This window comes from Tsukamurella conjunctivitidis (assembly GCF_007858475.1).
Classification (GTDB): Bacteria; Actinomycetota; Actinomycetes; order Mycobacteriales; family Mycobacteriaceae; genus Tsukamurella; species Tsukamurella conjunctivitidis.
The window spans coordinates 67,575-88,730 of record NZ_VIGX01000009.1 but is presented as its reverse complement, the minus strand read 5'-3'; the positions used below and the strand labels follow the sequence as shown (position 1 = coordinate 88,730).

The 21,156-nt window shown below is 70.8% G+C and carries 15 protein-coding genes and 2 pseudogenes; 9 read left to right on the top strand and 8 right to left on the bottom strand.

Annotated features, from left to right (window positions below; genetic code table 11):
• Positions 1–135: 135 nt before the first annotated feature.
• Entirely contained in the window at positions 136–1,719 is a 1,584-nt protein-coding gene (locus FK530_RS16035; protein ID WP_146488041.1) for an AMP-binding protein, read from the bottom strand.
• A 110-nt stretch (positions 1,720–1,829) separates the two neighbouring features.
• Here FK530_RS16035 and FK530_RS16030 point away from each other — a divergent pair, with 110 nt between their 5' ends.
• Both FK530_RS16030 and FK530_RS16025 read left to right on the top strand, forming a co-directional pair.
• On the top strand, positions 1,830–3,041 hold the full coding sequence (locus FK530_RS16030) for an acetyl-CoA C-acetyltransferase (RefSeq protein ID WP_146488040.1): 1,212 nt from the start codon (positions 1,830–1,832) through the stop codon (positions 3,039–3,041).
• Positions 3,042–3,074: 33 nt separating this feature from the next.
• Positions 3,075–5,246, top strand: a complete 2,172-nt coding sequence (locus FK530_RS16025; protein ID WP_146488039.1) for a 3-hydroxyacyl-CoA dehydrogenase NAD-binding domain-containing protein — start codon at positions 3,075–3,077, stop codon at positions 5,244–5,246.
• Between the two features lie 98 nt (positions 5,247–5,344).
• On the opposite strand, the gene FK530_RS16020 is transcribed toward FK530_RS16025, so the two are convergent.
• The 3 genes from FK530_RS16020 to FK530_RS16010 form a co-directional block, all read right to left on the bottom strand.
• Entirely contained in the window at positions 5,345–5,821 is a 477-nt protein-coding gene (locus FK530_RS16020; protein WP_158645116.1) for a DUF805 domain-containing protein, read from the bottom strand.
• 246 nt (positions 5,822–6,067) lie between these two features.
• Positions 6,068–6,835: an enoyl-CoA hydratase-related protein gene (locus FK530_RS16015; RefSeq protein ID WP_231706666.1), complete on the bottom strand. Its 768-nt coding sequence runs from the start codon at positions 6,833–6,835 to the stop codon at positions 6,068–6,070.
• A complete protein-coding gene (locus FK530_RS16010) occupies positions 6,832–7,842 on the bottom strand; it encodes an NAD(P)H-dependent flavin oxidoreductase (RefSeq protein WP_146488037.1) in 1,011 nt (336 codons plus the stop codon). The genes FK530_RS16015 and FK530_RS16010 overlap by 4 nt, the downstream gene beginning before the upstream one ends.
• Before the next feature lie 77 nt (positions 7,843–7,919).
• Between FK530_RS16010 and FK530_RS16005 the strand changes: the two are divergent.
• Positions 7,920–9,409: pseudogene (locus tag FK530_RS16005) on the top strand (aldehyde dehydrogenase family protein).
• A 9-nt stretch (positions 9,410–9,418) separates the two neighbouring features.
• Here FK530_RS16005 and FK530_RS16000 read toward each other — a convergent pair.
• Positions 9,419–9,985 carry a hypothetical protein gene (locus FK530_RS16000; protein WP_146488036.1) on the bottom strand — a complete coding sequence of 189 codons (567 nt, stop codon included), beginning with the start codon at positions 9,983–9,985 and terminating at the stop codon, positions 9,419–9,421.
• A gap of 113 nt (positions 9,986–10,098) precedes the next feature.
• On the opposite strand from FK530_RS16000, the gene FK530_RS15995 reads away from it, so the two are divergent.
• Together FK530_RS15995 and FK530_RS26965 are read left to right on the top strand one after the other, a co-directional pair.
• A complete protein-coding gene (locus FK530_RS15995; protein ID WP_146488035.1) occupies positions 10,099–10,926 on the top strand; it encodes a CPBP family intramembrane glutamic endopeptidase in 828 nt (275 codons plus the stop codon).
• A gap of 47 nt (positions 10,927–10,973) precedes the next feature.
• Positions 10,974–12,107: pseudogene (locus tag FK530_RS26965) on the top strand (glycosyltransferase family protein); the annotation flags it as partial.
• 101 nt (positions 12,108–12,208) lie between these two features.
• Here FK530_RS26965 and FK530_RS15985 read toward each other — a convergent pair.
• From FK530_RS15985 to FK530_RS15970, 3 genes are all read right to left on the bottom strand, one after another.
• Complete coding sequence (locus FK530_RS15985; RefSeq protein WP_166443302.1) at positions 12,209–13,819, bottom strand: glycosyltransferase family 87 protein; 1,611 nt, start codon at positions 13,817–13,819, stop codon at positions 12,209–12,211.
• A 92-nt stretch (positions 13,820–13,911) separates the two neighbouring features.
• On the bottom strand, positions 13,912–16,647 hold the full coding sequence (locus FK530_RS15980; RefSeq protein WP_231706665.1) for a transglycosylase domain-containing protein: 2,736 nt from the start codon (positions 16,645–16,647) through the stop codon (positions 13,912–13,914).
• Positions 16,648–16,720: 73 nt separating this feature from the next.
• A complete protein-coding gene (locus FK530_RS15970; RefSeq protein ID WP_191834212.1) occupies positions 16,721–17,119 on the bottom strand; it encodes a DUF5318 family protein in 399 nt (132 codons plus the stop codon).
• A gap of 235 nt (positions 17,120–17,354) precedes the next feature.
• Between FK530_RS15970 and FK530_RS15965 the strand changes: the two genes are divergently transcribed.
• The 4 genes from FK530_RS15965 to FK530_RS15950 all read left to right on the top strand — a co-directional run bounded on the left by FK530_RS15965 (position 17,355) and on the right by FK530_RS15950 (position 21,111).
• Positions 17,355–17,903 (top strand): PadR family transcriptional regulator, encoded by a 549-nt coding sequence (locus FK530_RS15965; RefSeq protein ID WP_146488030.1) that lies wholly within the window; start codon positions 17,355–17,357, stop codon positions 17,901–17,903.
• Positions 17,904–17,914: 11 nt separating this feature from the next.
• Positions 17,915–19,012, top strand: a complete 1,098-nt coding sequence (locus tag FK530_RS15960) for an inositol-3-phosphate synthase (RefSeq protein WP_146488029.1) — start codon at positions 17,915–17,917, stop codon at positions 19,010–19,012.
• 179 nt (positions 19,013–19,191) lie between these two features.
• Positions 19,192–19,938 carry a DUF1542 domain-containing protein gene (locus tag FK530_RS15955; protein WP_146488028.1) on the top strand — a complete coding sequence of 249 codons (747 nt, stop codon included), beginning with the start codon at positions 19,192–19,194 and terminating at the stop codon, positions 19,936–19,938.
• 39 nt (positions 19,939–19,977) lie between these two features.
• Positions 19,978–21,111, top strand: coding sequence for a DUF475 domain-containing protein (locus FK530_RS15950; protein WP_146488027.1), 1,134 nt, complete (start codon positions 19,978–19,980; stop codon positions 21,109–21,111).
• Positions 21,112–21,156 lie beyond the last annotated feature (45 nt).

The window sequence follows — 21,156 nt, the reverse complement described above, 5'->3', positions numbered from 1 at the left end:
GGGGGCCCGCGGGGAGGGCGCCCGCAGCGGCGCGCTCCCGGCGTGCTGCACGGGTGCCGCCCGCCGTGACCGGCGTGCGGTGGACCGTGCCCACTGAGCGGGAGCGATCCACCGCAGGGCGCAGGCCGCCCGGAATCACCCGAACTGCTGGCGCAGGACGGGCTTGGTGACCTTGCCGGTGGGGTTGCGCGGCAGCGCGTCGATCACGAACAGGTGGCGCGGATGCTTGTAGCGCGCGATGTGGTCGTTGAGGAACTCCGACAGCGATTCGACGGTGAGCTCGGCGCCCTCACGCAATTGCACCACCGCCACCACGGCCTCGCCGAACCGCTCATCGGGCTTGCCGATCACCGCGACCTCGGTGACGTCGGGATGCGCCGCGACAGCGTTCTCGACCTCCACCGAGTAGATGTTCTCGCCGCCGGAGATCACCATGTCCTTCGCGCGGTCGATGACGTAGACGAAGCCCTCCTCGTCCATGCGCACGAGGTCTCCGGAGTGGAACCAGCCGCCGTGGAAGGCCTCCTCGGTGGCCTCGAGGTTGTTCCAGTAGCCCGACATCATGTTGGGGCCGCGGTAGACGATCTCGCCCACCTCACCGCGCGGCACGTCGTTGCCCTCGGAGTCGATGACCCGCGCGGCGACGGTGCGGACGACCTTGCCGACGGAGCCGAACTTGCGGAGCGTGTCGGCGCCGGAGAGCGCGCAGGTGACCGGCGACATCTCGGTCTGGCCGAAGACCGCGCAGATCTCGGCGTCGGGGAAGGTCGCGGCGAGCTCGCGCAGGAGCGTCTCGCTCGCCGGTGCGGCTCCCCACCACACGAACTTGAGCTTGAGGTTGCGCGGGCGCGCCTTCTGCTCGTTCACCGCGAGCTGCCACTGCATGGGCACCATGAACATGCTGGTGATGCCCTCGCGCTCCAGGGCGTCGAGCGTCTGCGCCGGATCGAAGGCGCCGAGCGGGAAGATCACGGAGGTCAGGCCCTGCAGGAAGGCGGTGGCGAGCACCCCGAAGCCCGCGATGTGGAACAGCGGGACGGCGACGGCGCCCACGGCGTCGGGATCGACGACGCCGGGCGCGACCAGGTTGTTCCAGCCCTGCGCCGCCATGTTGACGTGGGTGAGCACCGCGCCCTTGGGGCGGCCCGTGGTGCCCGAGGTGTACATGATCAGCGCCGGGAAGTCCTCCGGCACGTCGGCGTGCGGGTCGGGCCGGCCCTCCGCGACCAGGTCCTCGAAGCCGAGGGCCCCGGCGGACTCGTCGGCACCGTCGAACCGGATGCGCAGGCCGAAATCGGCGCCCGTCGCGGCGACGCCCGCGACCAGCGGGTCGAAGGGCGCCTCGTAGATCACGGCGCTGCACAGGGTGTCCTGCACCAGGTAGGCGACCTCGGGCGGTGCCATGCGGAAGTTGACCGGGACCGCGATCGCGCCGAGCGCGGTGACGCCGAGCGCGGCCTCGACGTACTCGATGCGATTGAGCCCCAGGATGAGCACCCGGTCGCCGGCTCCGATGCCGCGCTCCGCGAGGGCGCCGGCGAAGGCCCCGACGCGCTCGGCCAGCCCCGCCCACGTGACCTCCTTGTCGAGGTACCGCAGGGCCACCTGGTCTCCGCGCATGACGGCGTGATTGCGGACGCTGTTGTTCCAGGTGTTGCGCTGCGAGCTGCGGGGTTCCTCGCCGCGGGGGAACCAGGCGATGTTCTCAAGTGACGTCATGTATGCGATTGTGTTCTAGAACATGTTCGACGGGAGCCGAATCGCGCAAAGTTAAAGAATAGTGATTCACTTGTGACATTCCCCGAGACAGCACCCATGGAAGGAACACCGTGCCCGAAGCATTCATCTACGAGGCGATCCGCACGCCGCGCGGCAAGCAGCGCGGTGGCGCCCTGCACGCCACCAAGCCCCTGGACCTGGTGGTCGGCCTGATCGACGAGCTCAAGAACCGCTACCCCACCATGGACCCGGCCGCGATCGACGACATCGTGCTCGGCGTCGTCTCGCCGGTCGGCGAGCAGGGCGGCGACATCGCCCGGACCGCCGCCACCGTCGCGGGCCTGCCCGAGACCGTCGCCGGCGTGCAGATCAACCGGTTCTGCGCGTCCGGTCTGGAGGCCACCAACATGGCCGCCCAGAAGGTCGCCGCCGGTCTCGGCGACGACCTCGTCCTCGCGGGCGGCGTCGAGTCGATGTCGCGCGTGCCGCTCGGCTCCGACGGCGGTGCCATGCACCAGGACGTCACCACCAATTACGACACCTACTTCGTGCCGCAGGGCATCGGCGCCGACCTCATCGCGTCGATCGACGGCTACACCCGCGAGGACGTCGACCAGTACGCCGTGCAGTCGCAGGCCAACGCCGCGGCCGCGTGGGAGAACGGCTGGTTCGCCAAGTCCGTCGTGCCCGTCAAGGACATCAACGGCCTGACCGTGCTCGACAACGACGAGCACCGCCGCCCCGGCACCACGCTCGAGGGCCTGGGCAAGCTCCGTCCGGCCTTCGACGGCATCGGCGAGATGGGCGGCTTCGACGCCGTCGCGCTGCAGAAGTACTACACCGTCCCGAAGATCAACCACGTCCACACGGGCGGCAACAGTTCGGGCATCGTCGACGGTGCCGCCCTGCTGCTGATCGGCAACGAGAAGGGCGGCCAGAAGGCCGGCCTGACCCCGCGCGGCCGCATCGTCGCCACCGCGGTCACGGGCTCGGAGCCCACCATCATGCTCACCGGCCCCACGCCGGCCACCGAGAAGGTCCTCGCCGCCGCCGGGCTGAGCAAGGAGCAGATCGACCACTGGGAGCTCAACGAGGCCTTCGCGTCCGTCGTGCTCCGCTGGATGAAGGACATGAAGCTCGAGCGCGAGCAGGTCAACCCCCTGGGCGGCGCCATCGCGCTCGGCCACCCACTCGGCGCGACCGGCGCGATGCTGGTCTCGACGGTGCTCGACAACCTCGAGCGCACCGGCGGCCGCTACGGCCTGATGACCCTGTGCGTCGGCGGCGGCATGGGCATCGCCACCATCATCGAGCGCCTCTGACCGGCCGGAAAGACTACGGAGACAACAACTGACATGGCTGAGAACATGATCCGCTGGGAGCAGGACGCCGACGGCATCGTCACCCTGACGATGGACGACCCCACCAGCTCCGCGAACACCATGAACGACCTGTACCGCGAGTCGATGGCCGCGACCATCGACCGCCTGGAGGCCGAGAAGGACTCCATCACGGGCGTCGTGCTCACCTCGGCGAAGAAGACCTTCTTCGCCGGCGGCAACCTGACCCTGATCCGCCAGGCCACCAAGGCGGACGCGCAGCAGGTCTTCGACAACGTCGAGTCGATGAAGGCGCAACTGCGTCGCCTCGAGACCCTCGGCAAGCCCGTGGTCGCCGCGATCAACGGCGCCGCCCTGGGCGGCGGCCTCGAGATCGCCCTCGCCACGCACCACCGCATCGCGGCGGACGCGCGCGGCTCGCAGATCGGTCTCCCCGAGGTCACCCTGGGCCTGCTCCCCGGCGGCGGCGGCGTGACCCGCACCGTGCGCCTGCTGGGCCTGCAGGGCGCACTCATGGGCGTCCTGCTGCAGGGCCCGCGCATGAAGCCCGCCAAGGCCAAGGACGTGGGCCTGATCCACGAGGTCGTGGGCACCGTCGAGGAGCTCGTGCCCGCCGCGAAGGCGTGGATCAAGGAGAACCCCGAGGGCGGCGTGCAGCCGTGGGACGTCAAGGGGTACAAGATCCCCGGCGGCTCGCCGAGCTCGCCGGCGATCGCCGCGAACCTGCCGGCGTTCCCCGCGAACCTGCGCAAGCAGCTCAAGGGCGCCCCGATGCCCGCGCCGCGCGCCATCATGGCCGCCGCGGTCGAGGGCGCGATGGTGGACTTCGACACCGCCAGCGTGATCGAGGGCCGCTACTTCGTCTCGCTGGCCACCGGCCAGGTGTCGAAGAACATGATCAAGGCGTTCTTCTTCGACCTGCAGACGATCAACGGCGGCGGCAGCCGACCCGACGGCTACGACAAGTACACCGCCAAGAAGGTCGGCGTCATCGGCGCAGGCATGATGGGCGCGGCCATCGCGTACGTCTCCGCGAAGGCCGGCATCGAGGTCGTCCTCAAGGACATCGACATCGACGCCGCCAAGCGCGGCAAGGCCTACTCCGAGAAGCTGGAGGAGAAGGCGCTCGCCAAGGGCCGCACCACCGCCGAGAAGTCGGCGGAACTGCTCGCGCGTATCACGCCCACCGTCGACGCCGCCGATTTCGCCGGCGTGGACCTGGTGATCGAGGCCGCCTTCGAGTCGGTCGAGGTCAAGCACAAGGTCTTCCAGGAGATCGAGGACATCGTCGAGCCCGACGCCATCCTCGGCTCCAACACCTCCACGCTGCCCATCACCATCCTCGCCGAGGGCGTCAAGCGCTCCGAGGACTTCATCGGCATCCACTTCTTCTCGCCCGTGGACAAGATGCCGCTGGTGGAGATCATCCGCGGCGCGAAGACCTCGGATGCGGTGCTGGCCAAGGTCATCGACTACACGCTGCAGATCAAGAAGACCCCGATCGTGGTCAACGACTCGCGCGGCTTCTTCACCTCCCGCGTGATCGGCACCTTCGTCAACGAGGCCATCGCGGCCGTCGGCGAGGGTGTCAACCCGGTGCTCATCGAGCAGGCGGGCCAGCAGGCCGGCTACCCGGCCGCGCCGCTGCAGCTGATGGACGAGCTGACCCTGACGCTGCCGCAGAAGATCCGCAAGGAGACCCGCGCCGCCGCCGAGGCCGCCGGCAACCCGCTGCCCGCGCACGGCAGTGACGCCGTGGTCGACGCGATGGTCGACGCCGGCCGCACCGGCCGCAAGGACGGCGCCGGCTTCTACGACTACGTGGACGGCAAGCGCACCGGTCTGTGGCCGGGCCTGACGGATCTGTTCCCCGGCGGCAACGACATCCCGCTGCAGGACATGATCGACCGGATGCTGTTCGCCGAGTCGCTGGAGACGATCCGCTGCTTCGACGAGGGCGTCATGGACTCCGTCGCCGACGCCAACATCGGCTCGATCTTCGGCATCGGCTTCCCCGCCTGGACCGGCGGCGTGCTGCAGTTCATCAACGGCTACACCGCGCCCGACGGCACCGTCGGCCCCAAGGCCTTCGTCGCCCGCGCGCAGGAGCTGACCAAGTACGGCGAGCAGTTCACCCCGCCCGCCTCGCTGGTCGCCAAGGCCGAGGCCGGCGAGACCTACGAGTAGGACCCGCCGCTAGCCCGTAGTACGCCGAAGGGCCCGGCACCGTCATCTCGACGGTGCCGGGCCCTTCGCGTGGGAGCGGTAGTGCCGCCAGCCGTCGGCTACGGCTGCGCGTCGAAGCGGGCGCCCGCGGGATCACTCTTCAGCACGCCGATCACGATGGCGCCGACGATGCTGAGGAGGCCGAGCACGGGGATCAGATTCACGATGAACAGTGCGAGGTACCACCACCCTGACTGGTTGGCATCGTGCAGGCGCCGAATCGTCAAACCGATCGTCCCGAAAGCGACGGCGAGCAGGCCGAGCATGAGGATGACCGCCAGCACCAGGAACACCCCCGCTCCGGCGCCGTCACCGAATGCCGAGCTCATCCCCGCGAGCGCACCCGCGGCGAGCGCGACCAGCATGACCAGGAGCAACGCCCACCAGTACTCGCTCTGCGACGCGCGACCTGCGGCGACGAAGTAGTTCTGGAAGAAGCGCTTCACCGCTTCGCCGAAGGTCGCACCGCGCAGCGGGACGGTCAGCTCCTGTGGGTCCCGGTCCACTGTCGGCGGTGCGGCGTAGTCGTACGTCATGAAGTCCCCCATGCATCCATCGGCCGCCGGCGCGGCCATTAACGGAGGGAATTCTATGATTCAATATGTCCAACTGCCAACGTGCTGTCCGTCACGGAGTCGGCCGGCACCGGGTGGCTGCGCTCACCGTGGTGGCTGCGGCCGAACATCTTTCGAAGCGTTCTGCGACGGATCGCCCTGTATTCGTGGCAGAAAGCTTCGAAAGATGTGCCCGGCCTTCGGACTGCGCCCGCGCCGCCCCGCGCCTCAGTCGGTGAAACGCGCGGGGCGCTTGTTCAGCATCGCGTCGACACCCTCGCGGTGGTCGTCGGTCTTGAGCAGGATGACCTGCGACTCCGTCTCGCGGCGCAGGGCGTCGTCGAGGCCGGCGAGCGTGGAGGCGTTGAGCGCACGCTTCGTGGCGGCGATCGCCTCCCGCGGACCGGCGGCGAGCTTCGCGGCGGCCGCGGCGACGGCACCGTCGAGCTCTTCGGCGGGGTGCACCGCGGTGACCATCCCGGCGGCGAGGGCCTGCGGCCCATACAGGCGCTCGCCGAGCAGCGCCATCCCCATCGCGCGGGTCCGGCCGATGGCGGCGGGGACGAGCGCGGTGGTGCCCGCGTCGGGCAACAGCCCGATGCCCACGAAGGGCAGCAGGAAGTAGGCCGACTCGGCGACGAAGGTCAGGTCGGCGGAGAGGGCGAGGCCGACGGCCATACCCGCGCAGGGGCCGTTCACCTTCGCGATCACGGGGATCGACGCCCCGACGATCGCGCGGATGTAGGCGTTCACGGCCTCGAGCGCCTCCTGCGGCTCGGCGGCCTCGCCGGCGAGATCGGCGCCGGTCGAGAACGCCCGGCCCTCGCCGGTGACCACCACGACGCGGACCGCCGGGTCGGCGTCCGCCTCCTCGATGATGCGCGCGAGCTCCCACGCTGCACGGATGCCGAAGGCGTTCATGCGCTGCGGGCGGTCGATCGTCACCGTCAGGACGCCGCCCGAGAGGTCGCGCCGGAAGTCCTCGCTCGTGCTCACGCCACGACCTCCGGCCCGCTCCCGGCGCCGACCGCGACCCGGGCCAGCGGCGCGAGTCGGCGCTCGATGATCGCGCCGCCCTCCGCGATCATGCGCTCGATGAGCGCGGCGCACGTGGGGACGTCGCGGATCAGGCCCTGGCACAGCCCGACGCTCCAGATCCCGGCCTCGACGTCGCCGTCCTCGAAGACCTTCCGGCCCCGGGCGCCGGCGACCAGGTGCCGGATGTCCTCGAACTCGCAGCCTGCGGCCTCGGTCTCGACGACCTCGACGGACACCGAGTTCTTCGCGACGCGGGCGGTGTTGCCCAACGTGCGGAAGATCAGCTTCGTGTCCAGCTCCGAGTTCGCGACGATCTGGGCCTTCACCTCGGGTGCGATCGGCGACTCGACGGTGCACAGGAAGCGGCTGCCCATGTTGATGCCGTCGGCGCCCAGGGCGATCGCGGCCACGAGCCCGCGCGCATCGGCGATGCCGCCCGAGGCGAGGATCGGGATGTCCAGCGCATCGGCAGCGGCGGGGATCAGCACGAGGCCGGGGATGTCGTCCTCACCGGGGTGACCGGCGCACTCGAAGCCGTCGATCGACACCGCGTCGACGCCGATGGCCTGCGCCTTGAGCGCGTGCCGGACGCTGGTGCACTTGTGAATCACCTTGACGCCGTTGTCCTTGAGGTAGGGCAGGAACTTGGCGGGGTTCGATCCGGCGGTCTCGATGATCTTCACACCCGACTCGACCGCGGCCCGCAGGTACTCGTCGTAGGGCGGCGGATCGATGGTCGGCAGCACCGTGAGGTTCACGCCGAAAGGGCTCGCCGTGAGCTCGCGGGTGCGCGCTATCTCCTCGCGCAGGTCCTGCGGCGAAGGCTGGGTGAGCGCCGTGAGGATGCCCAGCCCCCCGGCCTCGGAGACCGCTGCCGCGAGCCGGGCTCGGCCGACCCACATCATGCCGCCCTGGACGATCGGGTACCGGACGCCGAACTGCTCGGTGAAGCGCGTAGAGAACATGCTGCGAAAGCTAGCACAGATGAGAGAACAGTCTCTAACATATGGGCAGAAATCCATTCCGATCCTGGAGGACCGTCATGACCGCACCGTCGAACACCGCGACCGGTGACCTGATCTCGACCGATCCGCGCACCGGCGCGGAGGTCGCCCGCTTCCCCGTCGCCGACGCAGTCGCCGTCATCGAGGCCGTCGACACCGCCCGCGAGGCCGCCCGCTGGTGGGGAGAGCTGGCGCCGAAGACGCGCCGCAGCTGGCTCCTGCGCTTCCGCGCCGAGCTCTCCCGCCGCGCCGAGGACCTGGCCGCCGTGGTCTCCGCCGAGACCGGCAAGCCGCTCGACGACGCCGTGCTGGAGGTCATGCTGGCCGTGGTGCACGTCGACTGGGCCGCGAAGCACGCGGAGAAGGTCCTCGGCCGGCGCAAGGTCCCGTCCGGCCTGCTCGGCGCCAACCTCGCGGCCACCGTCGAGTACCGGCCCTTCGGCGTGGTCGGCGTCATCGGCCCGTGGAACTACCCCGTCTACACGCCGATGGGTTCGGTCACCTACGCACTGGCCGCGGGCAACGCCGTGGTCTTCAAGCCCAGCGAGCTCACACCGGCCGTCGGGCAGTTCCTCGCCGATACCTGGAACGCCGCCTGCCCGGGACAGCCCGTGCTCCAGGTGGTGCACGGCGCCGGGGAGACCGGCGCCGCCCTGTGCCGCTCCGGCGTCGACAAGCTGGCCTTCACCGGCTCCGCGCGGACCGCCCGCACCGTCATGGCCACGTGCGCCGAGAACCTCACGCCGGTCACCATCGAGGGCGGCGGCAAGGACGCCTTCATCGTGGACCGCGACGCCGACATCGACGCCGCCGTGGACGCGGCCGCCTTCGGGGCCTTCGGCAACGCGGGCCAGACCTGCGCGGGCGTCGAGCGGGTGTACGTGGTCGACGAGCGGTTCGACGAGTTCGTCGACAAGCTCGCCACCGCGTCCCGCGCGATCCGCGGCGGCGACGACGACGGCGCCGATTACGGCCCCGCGACCATGGCCAAGCAGCTGCCGATCATCGCGAGCCACATCGACGACGCGCTGGGCCGCGGCGGCCGCGCCGTGGTCGGCGGCCGGGAATCGGTCGGCGCGACCACCGTGCAGCCCGTCGTGCTCGTCGACGTCCCGAGGACTCCACCGCCGTCACCGACGAGACCTTCGGCCCCACGGTCGTGGTGAACCGGGTGGCGGACGTCCAGGAGGCCATCGATCGCGCGAACAACACCACGTACGGGCTGTCCGCGGCCATCATGACCCGCAACGTCTCCCGCGGCCGCGAACTCGCCCGGCGCCTGCGCACCGGCTCGGTGGCCGTGAACTCCTTCCTCTCCTTCGCCTCCGTGCCCGCGCTGCCCTTCGGCGGGCTCGGCGACTCGGGCTTCGGGCGGATCCACGGCGAGGACGGGCTCCGCGAGTTCAGCCGGCCGCAGGCCGTCGCTGCGCAGAAGTTCGCCGCCCCGATGAACCTGCTGTCCTTCGACCGCAAGGCGCGCGACATGAAGACCGTGCGGATGATGCTCAAGCACGTCTACGGGCGGTGACCGCCTCCGCTAGAAGGTCGTGGTGTTCGCGACGTCCACGCTCACGCCGCGGGTGCCGCGGGTGAAGACGGTCTTCCCCTCCGACGCCGCGATCGTCCACCCCGACGCGGTGTAGGTGTGCCCGTACCGCAGCGTCGTCGCCGGGGTGGCGACCGACATGTTGCCGTAGTGCCACTCCAGTCCGCTGACGGAGTACCGGAACCCGGTGGCGGGCTGCCCGTCCGGGGTCCTGTACGTGCGGCCGAAATCGGGCGACTGGCAGTCGAGGTACTCCGCGTAGACGTTGCAGGTGGTCTTTCCGGACTCGGTGATCACCCGCGTCACGCCGGCGCCCGCGACGGGCAGGGGCGTCGGCGCGGCGGCCGTCGCGGTCACCGTCGTCCCGCCCGACGGTGCGCCCGTTCCCGGCTCCCGCGCGCCGGGCGGCTGCGTGCCCGCCGCCTGCGCGCCCACGGTCGCGCTCGCCCCCGCGGTGACGGTCACCGTCGGGGCGACCGACGACGTCCGGTCCCCGCACCCGGCGAGCAGCGCCGCGGCGCAGAGCACGGTGCCCACGACACCGATCGATCGATTCATGACGGATCCTCCCCCGCCGTCCCCCGTGGTCCGGCTACACCCTGATCGACCGGCGGTCCGAGATCGTTAACAAAGGTGTGGACATTTCGGGCCGGCGCCCGCACAGTGGGGGCGTGAAGGCGTGGGCGGGTCCGACGGTGGCGGTGCTCGGCATCGGTGCGATCGGCGCGTCCTCGCTCGTCGCGGCCGTCTCCGGCCGCGGCCTGCGCTACACCGCGGACTCGATGGACACGGTGCCGTGGTGGCAGCCGTGGGCGCCGGTGGCCGCGGGGCTGCTCGTCGCGCTCGCCACCCCCTCCCACCGGGCGGAGCCCGGCGCACCGTCGAACCCGAGGCCGCAGGCGTGGGCGCTCCTGGCGTGCGGCGTCGCGTTCGCGGCCGCGCTCATCCTCCTCGGCCCCGTGGAGCCGAAGTACACCGTGCTCAAGCTGGGGCTGCTGCTCGCGGTGCCCGCGGCCGTCTTCGCGCTCGACCGGCGCTGGGGCCGGCGCTGGCCCGACCCGACGGCGCGCGCGGGCTGGGCGCCGGCGCCCGCCGTCATCGCCTACCTGGCCGTGTACCTGGCCCTGGGCGACCGGGGCGAGAACTTCCTCGCCGGGGTGCCACTGCTCGACGCGGTCCTGTTGCTGCTCGTCGGCTTCGCCATGAACGCGCTGCTCGAGGAGGTCTTCTACCGGCGCTGGCTGCTCACCCGCTGGCACGCGGTGCTCGGGCCGTGGGCCGCCGTCGCGCTCTCGGCGGTGGTGTGGGCGTCGTGGCACGTCGCGATCCAGGGCACCGGCGACCTGCCGCTGGACGCGATGAACGTACTCGCCAACCAGGGCGTGAGCGGGCTGTTCCTCGGCTTCCTGTGGCTGCGCTACCGCGTGATGTGGCCGCTGCTGGTGATCCACGGCGTGTGGAACGCCAACCCGCTGCAGCTGCTCGCCGCCGCATCGTGACGCACCGTCGACCGGCCCGCCCGACCGGGGCCGATAGGGTGGGGCGCATGTCCCGGCCCAGCTTCCGCCCAGATCGGGTGGCGTGGACCGTGCTCGGTCTCACCGTTCTCGCGCTCGTCATCGGCTACCAGATCAAGGCGCAGTGCACCGGCGCGCCCTTCGACGAGTTCGGCCGCTCCGAGGGCTTCGCGTCGACGCCCGGGCGGATCTGCTACTCCGACATCCAGTTCCTGTGGACCGGCCGCGAGGTCAACAACCACGTCTTCCCCTACCTGACCGGCTGGATCGACGGCGACGGGAAGCTGCAGGGCGGCGCCATCGAGTACCCCGTGCTCAGTGGCCTGTTGTTCTGGGTCGGCGCCATCGGCGCCCACAACGACGCCGAGTTCCTGCTGCACATGGCTCTGCTGCTCGCCCCCTTCGGGATGCTCACCGGCTGGGTGCTCGCGAAGATCTCGGGCCGCACCGCCGCGCTGTGGGCCGTCGCTCCGCCGCTCGCGCTGTACGCCTTCCACAACATGGAGCTCCCGGTCGTGGCCGCCGCGACCGTGGGCTTCGGCATCATGGCCTGGGCCGACCGGACGGGCGGCTCCATCCGGATACCGGCGATCGCGACGGCGGCGGTGTTCGCCGTCGGCTTCGACCTGAAGATCTATCCGGGCCTGTTCGTCGCGCCGCTGGTGCTCTACGTGCTCACCCACGGCAGGTCCGGGACCGTCGCCCTGCCCGACGGTCCCGGGCGGCGCGCCCGCGTCGACTGGCGCCTGCTCGACTGGACGGGCGCCGCGGCCACGGCGGCGACGGCCGTGGTGGTGGCCGTCGCGATCAACGTGCCCTTCATGATCTTCGGTTTCGAGGGTTGGCGTGCCTCGCTGAAGTTCCAGGAGCTGCGCACGGCAGACCTGTCGACCAACTCGATCTGGTACTGGGGCGTCCTCAAGGCCTTCGACGATCCGAAGGACTACGACGCCTTCGTCGCCTCGGTGTCACCCCTGCTCATCGTGGTCTCGATCGCGGCGCTGCTGGTGTACGGCTGGCTGCGCTACCGCCGCACGGGCGTCTACCCGTGGCTCGGCGTGAGCGGCGCGATCCTCGCGGCCTTCATGCTCTTCCACAAGGTGCACTCGCCCCAGTACGTCCTGTGGCTACTGCCCTTCTTCGTGCTGCTCAAGGTCGACTGGCGGCTCGTCGCGGCGTACCTGGTGTTCGACCTGAGCCTCGAGCTCACGGTGTGGAACTACTTCTCCGAGCACGCGGCGAACCTGCCGATCACGTGGTGGGTTCAGTGGGGCGTCTGGATCGGCGTCTGGGGCCGGGCCGCGCTGCTGGTGGTCTTCATCTGGTACCTGCCCCGCTGCGCGCTGCGGCTGCGCAGCGCGGAGGGCAGCGACGGGGAGTCCGGCGCACCGTCGAGCACACCGCCCGCGGGATCGTCGAGCGGCGGCGAGTACGGCCCCGGGAAGGTCGACCGCACCAGGTCCTCGTCGGGCCGGTAGATCTGCCGGATCACCAGCGCGCACAGGCCGATCACGGCCAGGTCGCGCAGGAGGACGGTGGCCGTGAAGGCCTGCTCCGGCAGCCCCTTGTTCTGCATGCCGAGGAAGTACATCATCCGCGGCACCCAGACCAGCGCGTCGATCGTCATCCACGCCAGCAGGATCCGGGTGTGCGGGATCGCGAGCACCGCCAGCGGCACCAGCCACAGCGAGTACTGCGGGCTCCACACCTTGTTCACCAGCAGGAAGCCCGCCACCAGGAGGAAGGCGAGCTGCGCGACCCGCGGCCGCCGGGGGGCCTTGAGCGCGAGGTAGCCGACCCCGGCGATCACGGCGAGGAAGAGCACCAGCGTGATGGCGTTCGCCAACGACGAGGCGCCGCCGCGCGGACCCTCGCCGCCGAACACCCAGCCCCCGGTGAAGGAGCTGATCACCGCGTAGATCGAATCCATGTCGACGGCGCGGATCGAGTTGCGGTGGAAGAACTCCCACCAGCCGCGCGGCGCGGCGACGAGGATCGGCAGGTTCACCGCGATCCAGGTCGCGAGAGCCACGGCGGATGCGAGGAACCAGGGGCGCAGGCGGCCCGAGCGCAGGCAGAGGAAGAACAACACGATCAGCAGGAACGCCGGGTAGAGCTTGGCCGCGGTGCCCAGCCCCAGAGCGACGCCGGCCCACGCGTGCTTCTCGCGCGACCAGAGCAGCATCCCCACGGCCATCGCCGCCACGGCGATCGCGTCGAAGTTGGTGAAGGCGTGCACGAGGACCAGCGGTGAGGCGGCCATGAGCATCGCGTCCCAGGGCCGCCGCGCGGCGGGTCGGGTCGAGGAGGCGGCGCCGCCCGCCAATCGCGTGGTGGCCCACACGGCGAGCAGCCAGAACAGCGCCAGCCCGACGGCCGCGACGGTGAAGAACAGCACCACCTCGATCGCCGCGGGCACGCCCCACTTCTCGTGCAGCGCGGTCCAGACCTTGGCCACCTTCATGGCGGCGTACTGGTACATCCCGGTGAGCACCGGGTACTCCATGTAGCGCTCCTGCCGGGCGCCCGTGGGGTCGGTGTCGAAGAACTGCGTTACGTAGGGCATCAGGCCCTCGTTGAGCCGCTCGGCGCCGTACAGCGGCACCGTGTCCGAGTAGCACAGCGCGGCGTACGGCCGGTTGCCCGACCAGTCGAGCACCAGCTGCCCGCCGTCGGACTTCTGCTGCAGGCAGCCGGCCTTCGTGGTCCAGCCCAGCGCGAGGAAGAGCACCGCGACGAGCAGGATCAGGCGCACCGGGGTGAAGAAGCGCTGGAAGCCCACCAGCGCGTGCGCGCCCACGGGGCCGCCGAGCACCGTCGAGAAGTCCCGCGCCACCGCGTCGGTGTGACTCGGCACGTCCCGGTCCGGCTCGATGACCGTCGCCGGATCGAATCGGCCGGGGCTGACGTGGAGACGGTCGTCGTCCCCGTCGCCCTCCGCCTCCGCAGCGGCGGCGCGGGGACCCGTCACGGCACCGGGTTCGTCGCCCGCGGCGGTGTCGTGCGGCCGCCGTTACCGGGGACCGTCCCGTTGCCGCCCGGCCGGGGCCGCGCGGTCGGGCCGCCCGGGTTGGTCGGATTGCCACCGGGCTGCGTGGTGGTCGGGTCCCACGGGAAGGTCGGCATCGGCACGCCGGGCAGTCCCGGCACCGTGCGGGTGGCCGAACCGCTCTCGCCCGCCGACGCCGATGCGGACGCCGAACCCGTCGACGAGGGCCGGGTCCGGGTCTCCACCGGGACGCCCGCCTGGCCGCCGATCATGCCGGGGGTCGGGAAGGACTCGTAGTCGCTGTCCGCGAGGGCTCCGTCCATCGTCTGCTTCCAGATGGTCGACGGGACGCCGGAGCCGTAGATGGGGCCGCCCCAGCCGTTGGTGATCGGGCCGCCCTTGTCGTTGCCGACCCACACCGCGGTGGAGATCGACGGGGTGTAGCCCACCATCCAGGCGTCCTTGTTCTGGCCGGTGTCCTGGTACTGCGCGGTGCCGGTCTTGGCGGCCGAGGCGCGCCCGCCCGCCAGCCCGTTGCCGTTGGAGTACGAGGCGATGGGCTGCAGCGCCGCGGAGACGTTGTTGGCGACGTCCTTGCTGAAACGACGCTCGCCCGGATCGTTCTGCCGGTCCAGCAGCGTGCGGCCGTCGGCCGTGGTGACCTTGCTGATCAGGTGCGGCGCGCGGTAGATGCCCTCGGCGGCGAAGGTGGCGTACGCAGAGGCCATGTCGATCGGGCGGCTCTGGTACTGGCCGAGGACGACGCCGCCCTCGACGCCGCTGCCGTCGGCCTGCTCCAGGGTCTTCTTGATGCCGCCGAAGCTCTCGGCGACGCCCGCCTTGTGCGCGGCGTCCGCGACCGCCTGGGCCTGCCCGTTGAGGTCCATCATGAGCCGGTAGTAGACCGTGTTCAGGGACATCTTCATGGCGGTCGCCAGGTTGCAGCTGCCGCAGGACTCCCCGTCGGAGTTGTTCACGGTCACGCCCTGCGCCTTGAACGGCGAGGAGGAGTAGACGCGGGAGAGTCCGATGCCCTGCTCGAGGCCCGCGACCAGCGCGAAGACCTTGAACGACGAGCCGGTCTGAAGGCCGGCCTGCACGCGGTCGTAGCCGTTGCCGTCGTCGCCGCCGTAGTACGCGAGCACGCCGCCCGTCTTGGGATCGACGGAGACGATGGCCGTGCGCAGGTCCTTCGGCTGGTTCTCGGCCATGTTCTTGGCGGCCTTCACCGCCGCGGACTGCGCCTGCTGGTCGATCGTCGTGGTGATCTTCAGGCCCTGCGTGCTCAGCGTGGACTCGTCGATGCCGGCGTCCTTGAGCTCGCGCAGCACCTGCGTCTTGATCAGGCCGTTGGGCCCGGCCGACAGGTCGTCGCCGCCCGTGCGGCCCGGTGCGATGGTCCGCGGGAACTGGAGCTTGGCACGCTGCGCGGGGTCGAGGGTCTTCATGTCGACCATGCCGTCGAGCACGTAGTTCCACCGGCCGGTGGCGTCGGGCAGGTGGGTCGTCGGCTCGTACAGCGACGGGCCGCGGACGAGGCCCGCGAGGAGCGCGGCCTGCTCGACCTTGAGGTCCTTGGCGTTGACGTTGAAGTAGGCCTTCGCCGCCGCCTGGATGCCGTACGCCCCGCGGCCGAAGTAGATGGTGTTCAGGTACGCCGCCATGATGTCGTCCTTGGACCAGGAGTTGGACATCTTGGTGGAGATGATGAGCTCTTTCCACTTACGCGTCAGCGAGGACTCGTCGCCGACCAGCGCGTTCTTCACGTACTGCTGCGTGATGGTCGAGCCGCCGCCCGCGTCCTCGCCGTCGCCGGCGATGCCCGGGATGCGCTTCCACACGGCGCGCGCGAAGCCCTTGACCGAGAAGCCGGGGTTGGTGGCGAACTCCCGGTCCTCCGCGGCCATGATCGCGTTCTTCATGACGTCGGGGATGTCCTGCGCGGGCAGGATCTCGCGGTTGCCCTCGGGCGGCACGACGCGCGCGATGGGCGTGGTGCCGTCCTTCATGACGATGGTCGCGACCTGGTTCGTCTGGATCTCGCCGGGCTGCGGCACATCGGTGCGCCAATAGCCCACGAGGAAGGCGAGCAGGGCGATCACCATGATCAGCGCGACCGCGGCCACGCCGCCGGTCACGACACGTCGAAACAGTGAACCGCTCACGAGCGCTCGCAGGCCCTTCTGGTCGGAGTCGTCATGGTCGCCGTCGTCCGGCTCGTCGGGGCCGTCACCGTCGCCGCCGCCGGGCCCGTCGCCGCCCGGTCCGTCGCCGCCGGGGCCGTCGCCACCGGGTCCCTTGCCGCCGGGTCCGTCGCCGCCACCACCGGGAGCGGCGGCGGGGGCCGCGGGCGCGGTCTTGCGGATCACGACCGGCTGCTCGGGCGCCTGCGGGCGCGACGGGGCGCCGCGATCGGCCTCGGCCGCCAGCTCGGAATCGTCGACGGGACGGCCCGAGAGCGGCTGGTAGGCGGTGCGCGGTTCGCCGGAGTCCGACGGTGCGCGGCCCGCGCCGGGAGCGGCCGGAGCCGCGGGCGGCGTACCCGGCGCGGGCGCCGAGGGCTCCGTGCCGCTCGGCGGGACCACCGGGAACTGCGTCGTGGGGGCGGCCTGCGGCGTCGCCGGTCGCGGCGGAACCGGCGGTGTGGGGCCTGAAGGCCGCGGCGGCCCTCCGGCCGCCCCGTTCCGCTCGTCCTTGCCACCCGGGTTCGTCACCGCTGGTTCTCCGCTCGTCTCTTCGTCGTCTCGTACGTTCCGTGCCGGTCCCGGCTCCCGCCGGCCGCGCCGCTCAGCCCGGGGCCGCGCGGCGCTTGCGCCGTGGTCGCGGGGGCAGCCCCGCGACGTAGGACTGCACCAGATGATTCCAGTTGCACGACCTGCAGACTTCCACGACATGCACGGAGAACTCCACCCGTGTGGATTCCAGGTCGCTGAGCTCGGCGTCCGTGCGGGCCGAGCCCGACGCCGGACCGAGGGAGTCGCCGAAGACCCAGGACACCAGGGTCAACTGCTCCTTCCGGCAGATCGGGCAGAGCACCTCGGACGGCCGGCCGTGGAACTTGGCCGCACGCAGTAGATACGGGTCGGCGTCGCACACCGCCTTCACGGCGGTGCGCCCGGCGTTGACCGACGCGAGCAGCGATCGCCGCTGCAGCGCGTAATCCACCGTTTGCCTCTGCGTCCGCACGGATCCAATGTACGTGGCCGGGCCCGGCAACGCCGCGACAAGGGCATACCGCCCGGGACGATCCTCCCCGGTCGCGCGGCCCGGAGGCCGGCGGGCGGCGCCTGTCGTTCATCGCGGGTTCACCCCTGGGGTATCGTCGTATATATCGGCTCGATACAACTGCCGATCGATTTATGAGATAGATCCACTCGCGTCGGCCGCCCGGCTCGGCGCCGTGTCACGAAGGGAGGCGGCAGTGCTCGAACTCGCGGTTCTGGGACTCCTGCACGACTCCCCCATGCACGGCTACGAGATCCGCAAGCGGCTGACGGAACTGCTGGGCCCGTTCCGCGCGTTCTCCTACGGATCGCTGTACCCCGCCCTGCGCCGCGCGCAGGACGCCGGTTACATCGCCGAAGAAGAGGCGCCCGGTCCCAGTGCAACCAATCGGAAGCGCCGCGCGCGCCGTGTCTACGGTCTGACCCCGGCCGGCAAGGAGCGGTTCTCCGCCCTGGTCGCCGACACCGGACCGCAGAACTACACGGACGACGGGTTCGGCGTGCATCTCGCCTTCTTCACCGCCACTCCCGCCCAGGCCCGGCTGCGCATCCTCGAGGGTCGCCGCCGGCAGGTCGAGGAGCGGCGCGAGGAACTCCGCAGGGCCCTCGCGGCCGGCGGGACCAGCGAGACGTACACGCGGCAGTTGCACGAGCTGGGACTGGAAACGACGGAGCGCGAGGTGCGGTGGCTCAACGAGCTGATCGCCGCCGAGTCCCGCTCCGACGCGAAGACCGACACCGACTGAAGGGAACAACGGTGACTGACAACTCCACCAAGGTGCGCGTCGCGATCGTCGGCGTGGGCAACTGCGCCTCGTCGCTCGTGCAGGGCGTGCACTACTACAAGGACGTGGCCGACGACGCCACCGTGCCGGGCCTCATGCACGTGAAGTTCGGCCCGTACCACGTGCGCGACGTCGAGTTCGTCGCCGCGTTCGACGTGGACGGCAAGAAGGTCGGCTTCGACCTCTCCGACGCGATCAACGCCTCCGAGAACAACACCATCAAGATCGCCGACGTGCCGCCCACCGGCGTCACCGTGCAGCGCGGCCACACCCTCGACGGCCTGGGCAAGTACTACCGCCTGACCATCGAGGAGGCGCCGGGCGAGGGTGTCGACGTCGTGCAGGCGCTCAAGGACAACGAGGTCGACGTCCTCGTGTCCTACCTGCCCGTGGGCTCCGAGGAGGCCGACAAGTTCTACGCGCAGTGCGCCATCGACGCGGGCGTGGCCTTCGTCAACGCGCTGCCCGTCTTCATCGCCTCCGATCCCGAGTGGGCCGCGAAGTTCCGCGACGCGGGCGTCCCGATCGTCGGCGACGACATCAAGAGCCAGGTCGGCGCGACCATCACCCACCGCGTGATGGCGAAGCTGTTCGAGGACCGCGGCGTCACGCTGGACCGCACCTACCAGCTCAACGTCGGCGGCAACATGGACTTCAAGAACATGCTCGAGCGCGACCGCCTCGAGTCGAAGAAGGTCTCCAAGACGCAGGCCGTCACGTCGAACCTCAACGGCCCGCTGTCGGGCAAGGTGCACGACAAGAACGTGCACATCGGCCCGTCGGACTACGTCGAGTGGCTCGACGACCGCAAGTGGGCGTACGTCCGCCTCGAGGGCCGGGCCTTCGGTGACGTGCCGCTGAACCTGGAGTACAAGCTCGAGGTCTGGGACTCCCCCAACTCGGCCGGCATCATCATCGACGCCGTGCGCGCCGCGAAGATCGCCAAGGACCGCGGCATCGGCGGCCCCGTGATCCCCGCCTCGGCGTACCTGATGAAGTCCCCGCCCGAGCAGATCGCCGACGACGTCGCGCGCGCTCAGCTCGAGGAGTTCATCATCGGCGCGGACTAGTCCCCGCCCGGCCGGACATCCGGCCGCATCGCAGAGCCGGCTCGCCGGCACGTCGTAGGGCCCGTCACCGTGGGGTGGCGGGCCCTCGGCGTTCCCGGACCGCTTCGCCCTGGGCGAAAAGTCCGGATCACTCAGGTTCTCGTCAGCCGCGCGCGGCGCTCCGTGGGTACCGTCGGGTCATGGACCCCGTGCTGCTCCTCGTCGCCGTCGTCGTCATCGCGCTCGTCGTGCTGCTCGTGGTCCGGGGCAACCGGAACCGGTCGACCGCACTGGCCGACGCGCAGGCGGATGCGCGCGCCGCCATCGACCGTCTCGCCGGCCAGGTGAACAACCTCGTCGGCTCGAACGACGCCGCCCGGCAGGCCCTCGCCGACGCGGGCGAGCGGTACACCGCCGCGGGCGCGCAGGTCGGCGGGGCGAACACGCCCGCGCAGGCCCGGCTCGCCAAGCAGACCGCGCTCGAGGGGCTCTACTACGCGCGCGCCGCCCGGGTTGCGATGGATCTCGATCCCGGCCCGCCCATCCCGGAGCTCGACGGCCAGCGCACTGCGGGCTCGGTCACCGAGGACCGCACCGTCGACGTCGACGGCCGCGCGCTCACGGCCTCGCCGGCACCGTCGGACCGCACCCCGAACTACTACCCCGGCGGCGTCGTGGCGGGCCGCCCGGTGCCCGCGGGTTGGTACAGCGAGCCCTGGTGGAAGCCGGCGCTCGTCGCCGGCGCCTGGGGCGTGGGCAGCTACCTGCTGTTCAGCACCATGTTCGCCGGGATGGCCGGGGTCGGCCCGGCGGTCCTCGCGGATCCGGGGGTCGACGGTGCCGTCGACACCGGCGGGGACTGGGGCTCGGGCTCCGACGCGGGCGGCTCCGACGGCGGCGGCTTCGGTGACTTCGGCGGCGGGGACTTCGGCGGCTTCGACTTCTAACACCGGGCCCGGGCGGACTCGCCGGTATAGTCGGCCCACGTGTTCCGCATCTTCGGGCTGTCCTTCGCGATCACGGTCGCCGCTCTCGTGGCGGCGTTCCTCTACGGCGGTCCGGAGGCGCTGCTCCTGACGCTGATCCTCGGCGTCCTCGAGATCAGCCTGTCGTTCGACAACGCCGTCATCAACGCGACCGTGCTACAGCGCATGAGCCAGTTCTGGGTGCGCATGTTCCTCACGGTGGGGATCCTGATCGCGGTCGTGGGGATGCGGCTCGTCTTCCCGCTCGCGATCGTGTGGATCACCGCAGGCCTGAATCCGGTGCAGGCGATGGACCTCGCCCTCAACCCACCGGCCGACGGGGCCGCCTACTTCCCGGACGGCAGCCCCAGCTACGAGACGCTGATCACCGCGGCGCACCCGCAGATCGCCGCGTTCGGCGGCATGTTCCTGCTCATGCTCTTCCTCGACTTCGTCCTCGACCCGGAGCGCGAGGTCACGTGGCTCAGCTGGATCGAGAAGCCGCTGCAGCGCATCGGCCAGCTCGACCGCTTCCCGATCATCGTCGCGCTGGCCGCCCTGCTCGCCACGGGCGTCTGGGCCGCGCACACCGTCGACGAGTCGAGGACGGTGTTCATCGCGGGCCTGCTCGGCACCGTCACCTACATGGTGGTCAACGGCCTCGGAGAGTTCTTCCACGTCGAGGAGCTCGAGGAGGAGGCGGAACTCTCGCGCTCGGGCCCGTCGGAGTTGGCGAAGGCGACGGGGAAGGCCGGATTCTTCCTCTTCGTCTACCTTGAGGTGCTCGACGCCTCGTTCTCCTTCGACGGCGTGATCGGCGCCTTCGCGATCACCGCGGATCCCGTGATCATCGCGCTGGGTCTCGGCTTCATCGGCGCGATGTTCGTTCGCTCGCTGACGGTGTACCTGGTCGAGAAGGGCACGCTGTCCGAGTTCGTGTACCTCGAACACGGCGCCCACTGGGCGATCGGCGCGCTCGCGGGCATCCTGCTGTTCTCCATCTACACGCCGGTGCCCGAGCTGGTCACGGGCTTGATCGGCGTCGTGTTGATCCTCGCGGCGCTGGCGTCCAGCATCATCCGGAACCGGCGTGCGGCGGGCCCGTCGGCCGGATCGGGCGAGCAGCCGCCGGCCCGGGCGACGACCCACGGCTGACGGGGCCGCGCCGCACGGCGCCCTCGTCCCCCGGACCGCGCCGGA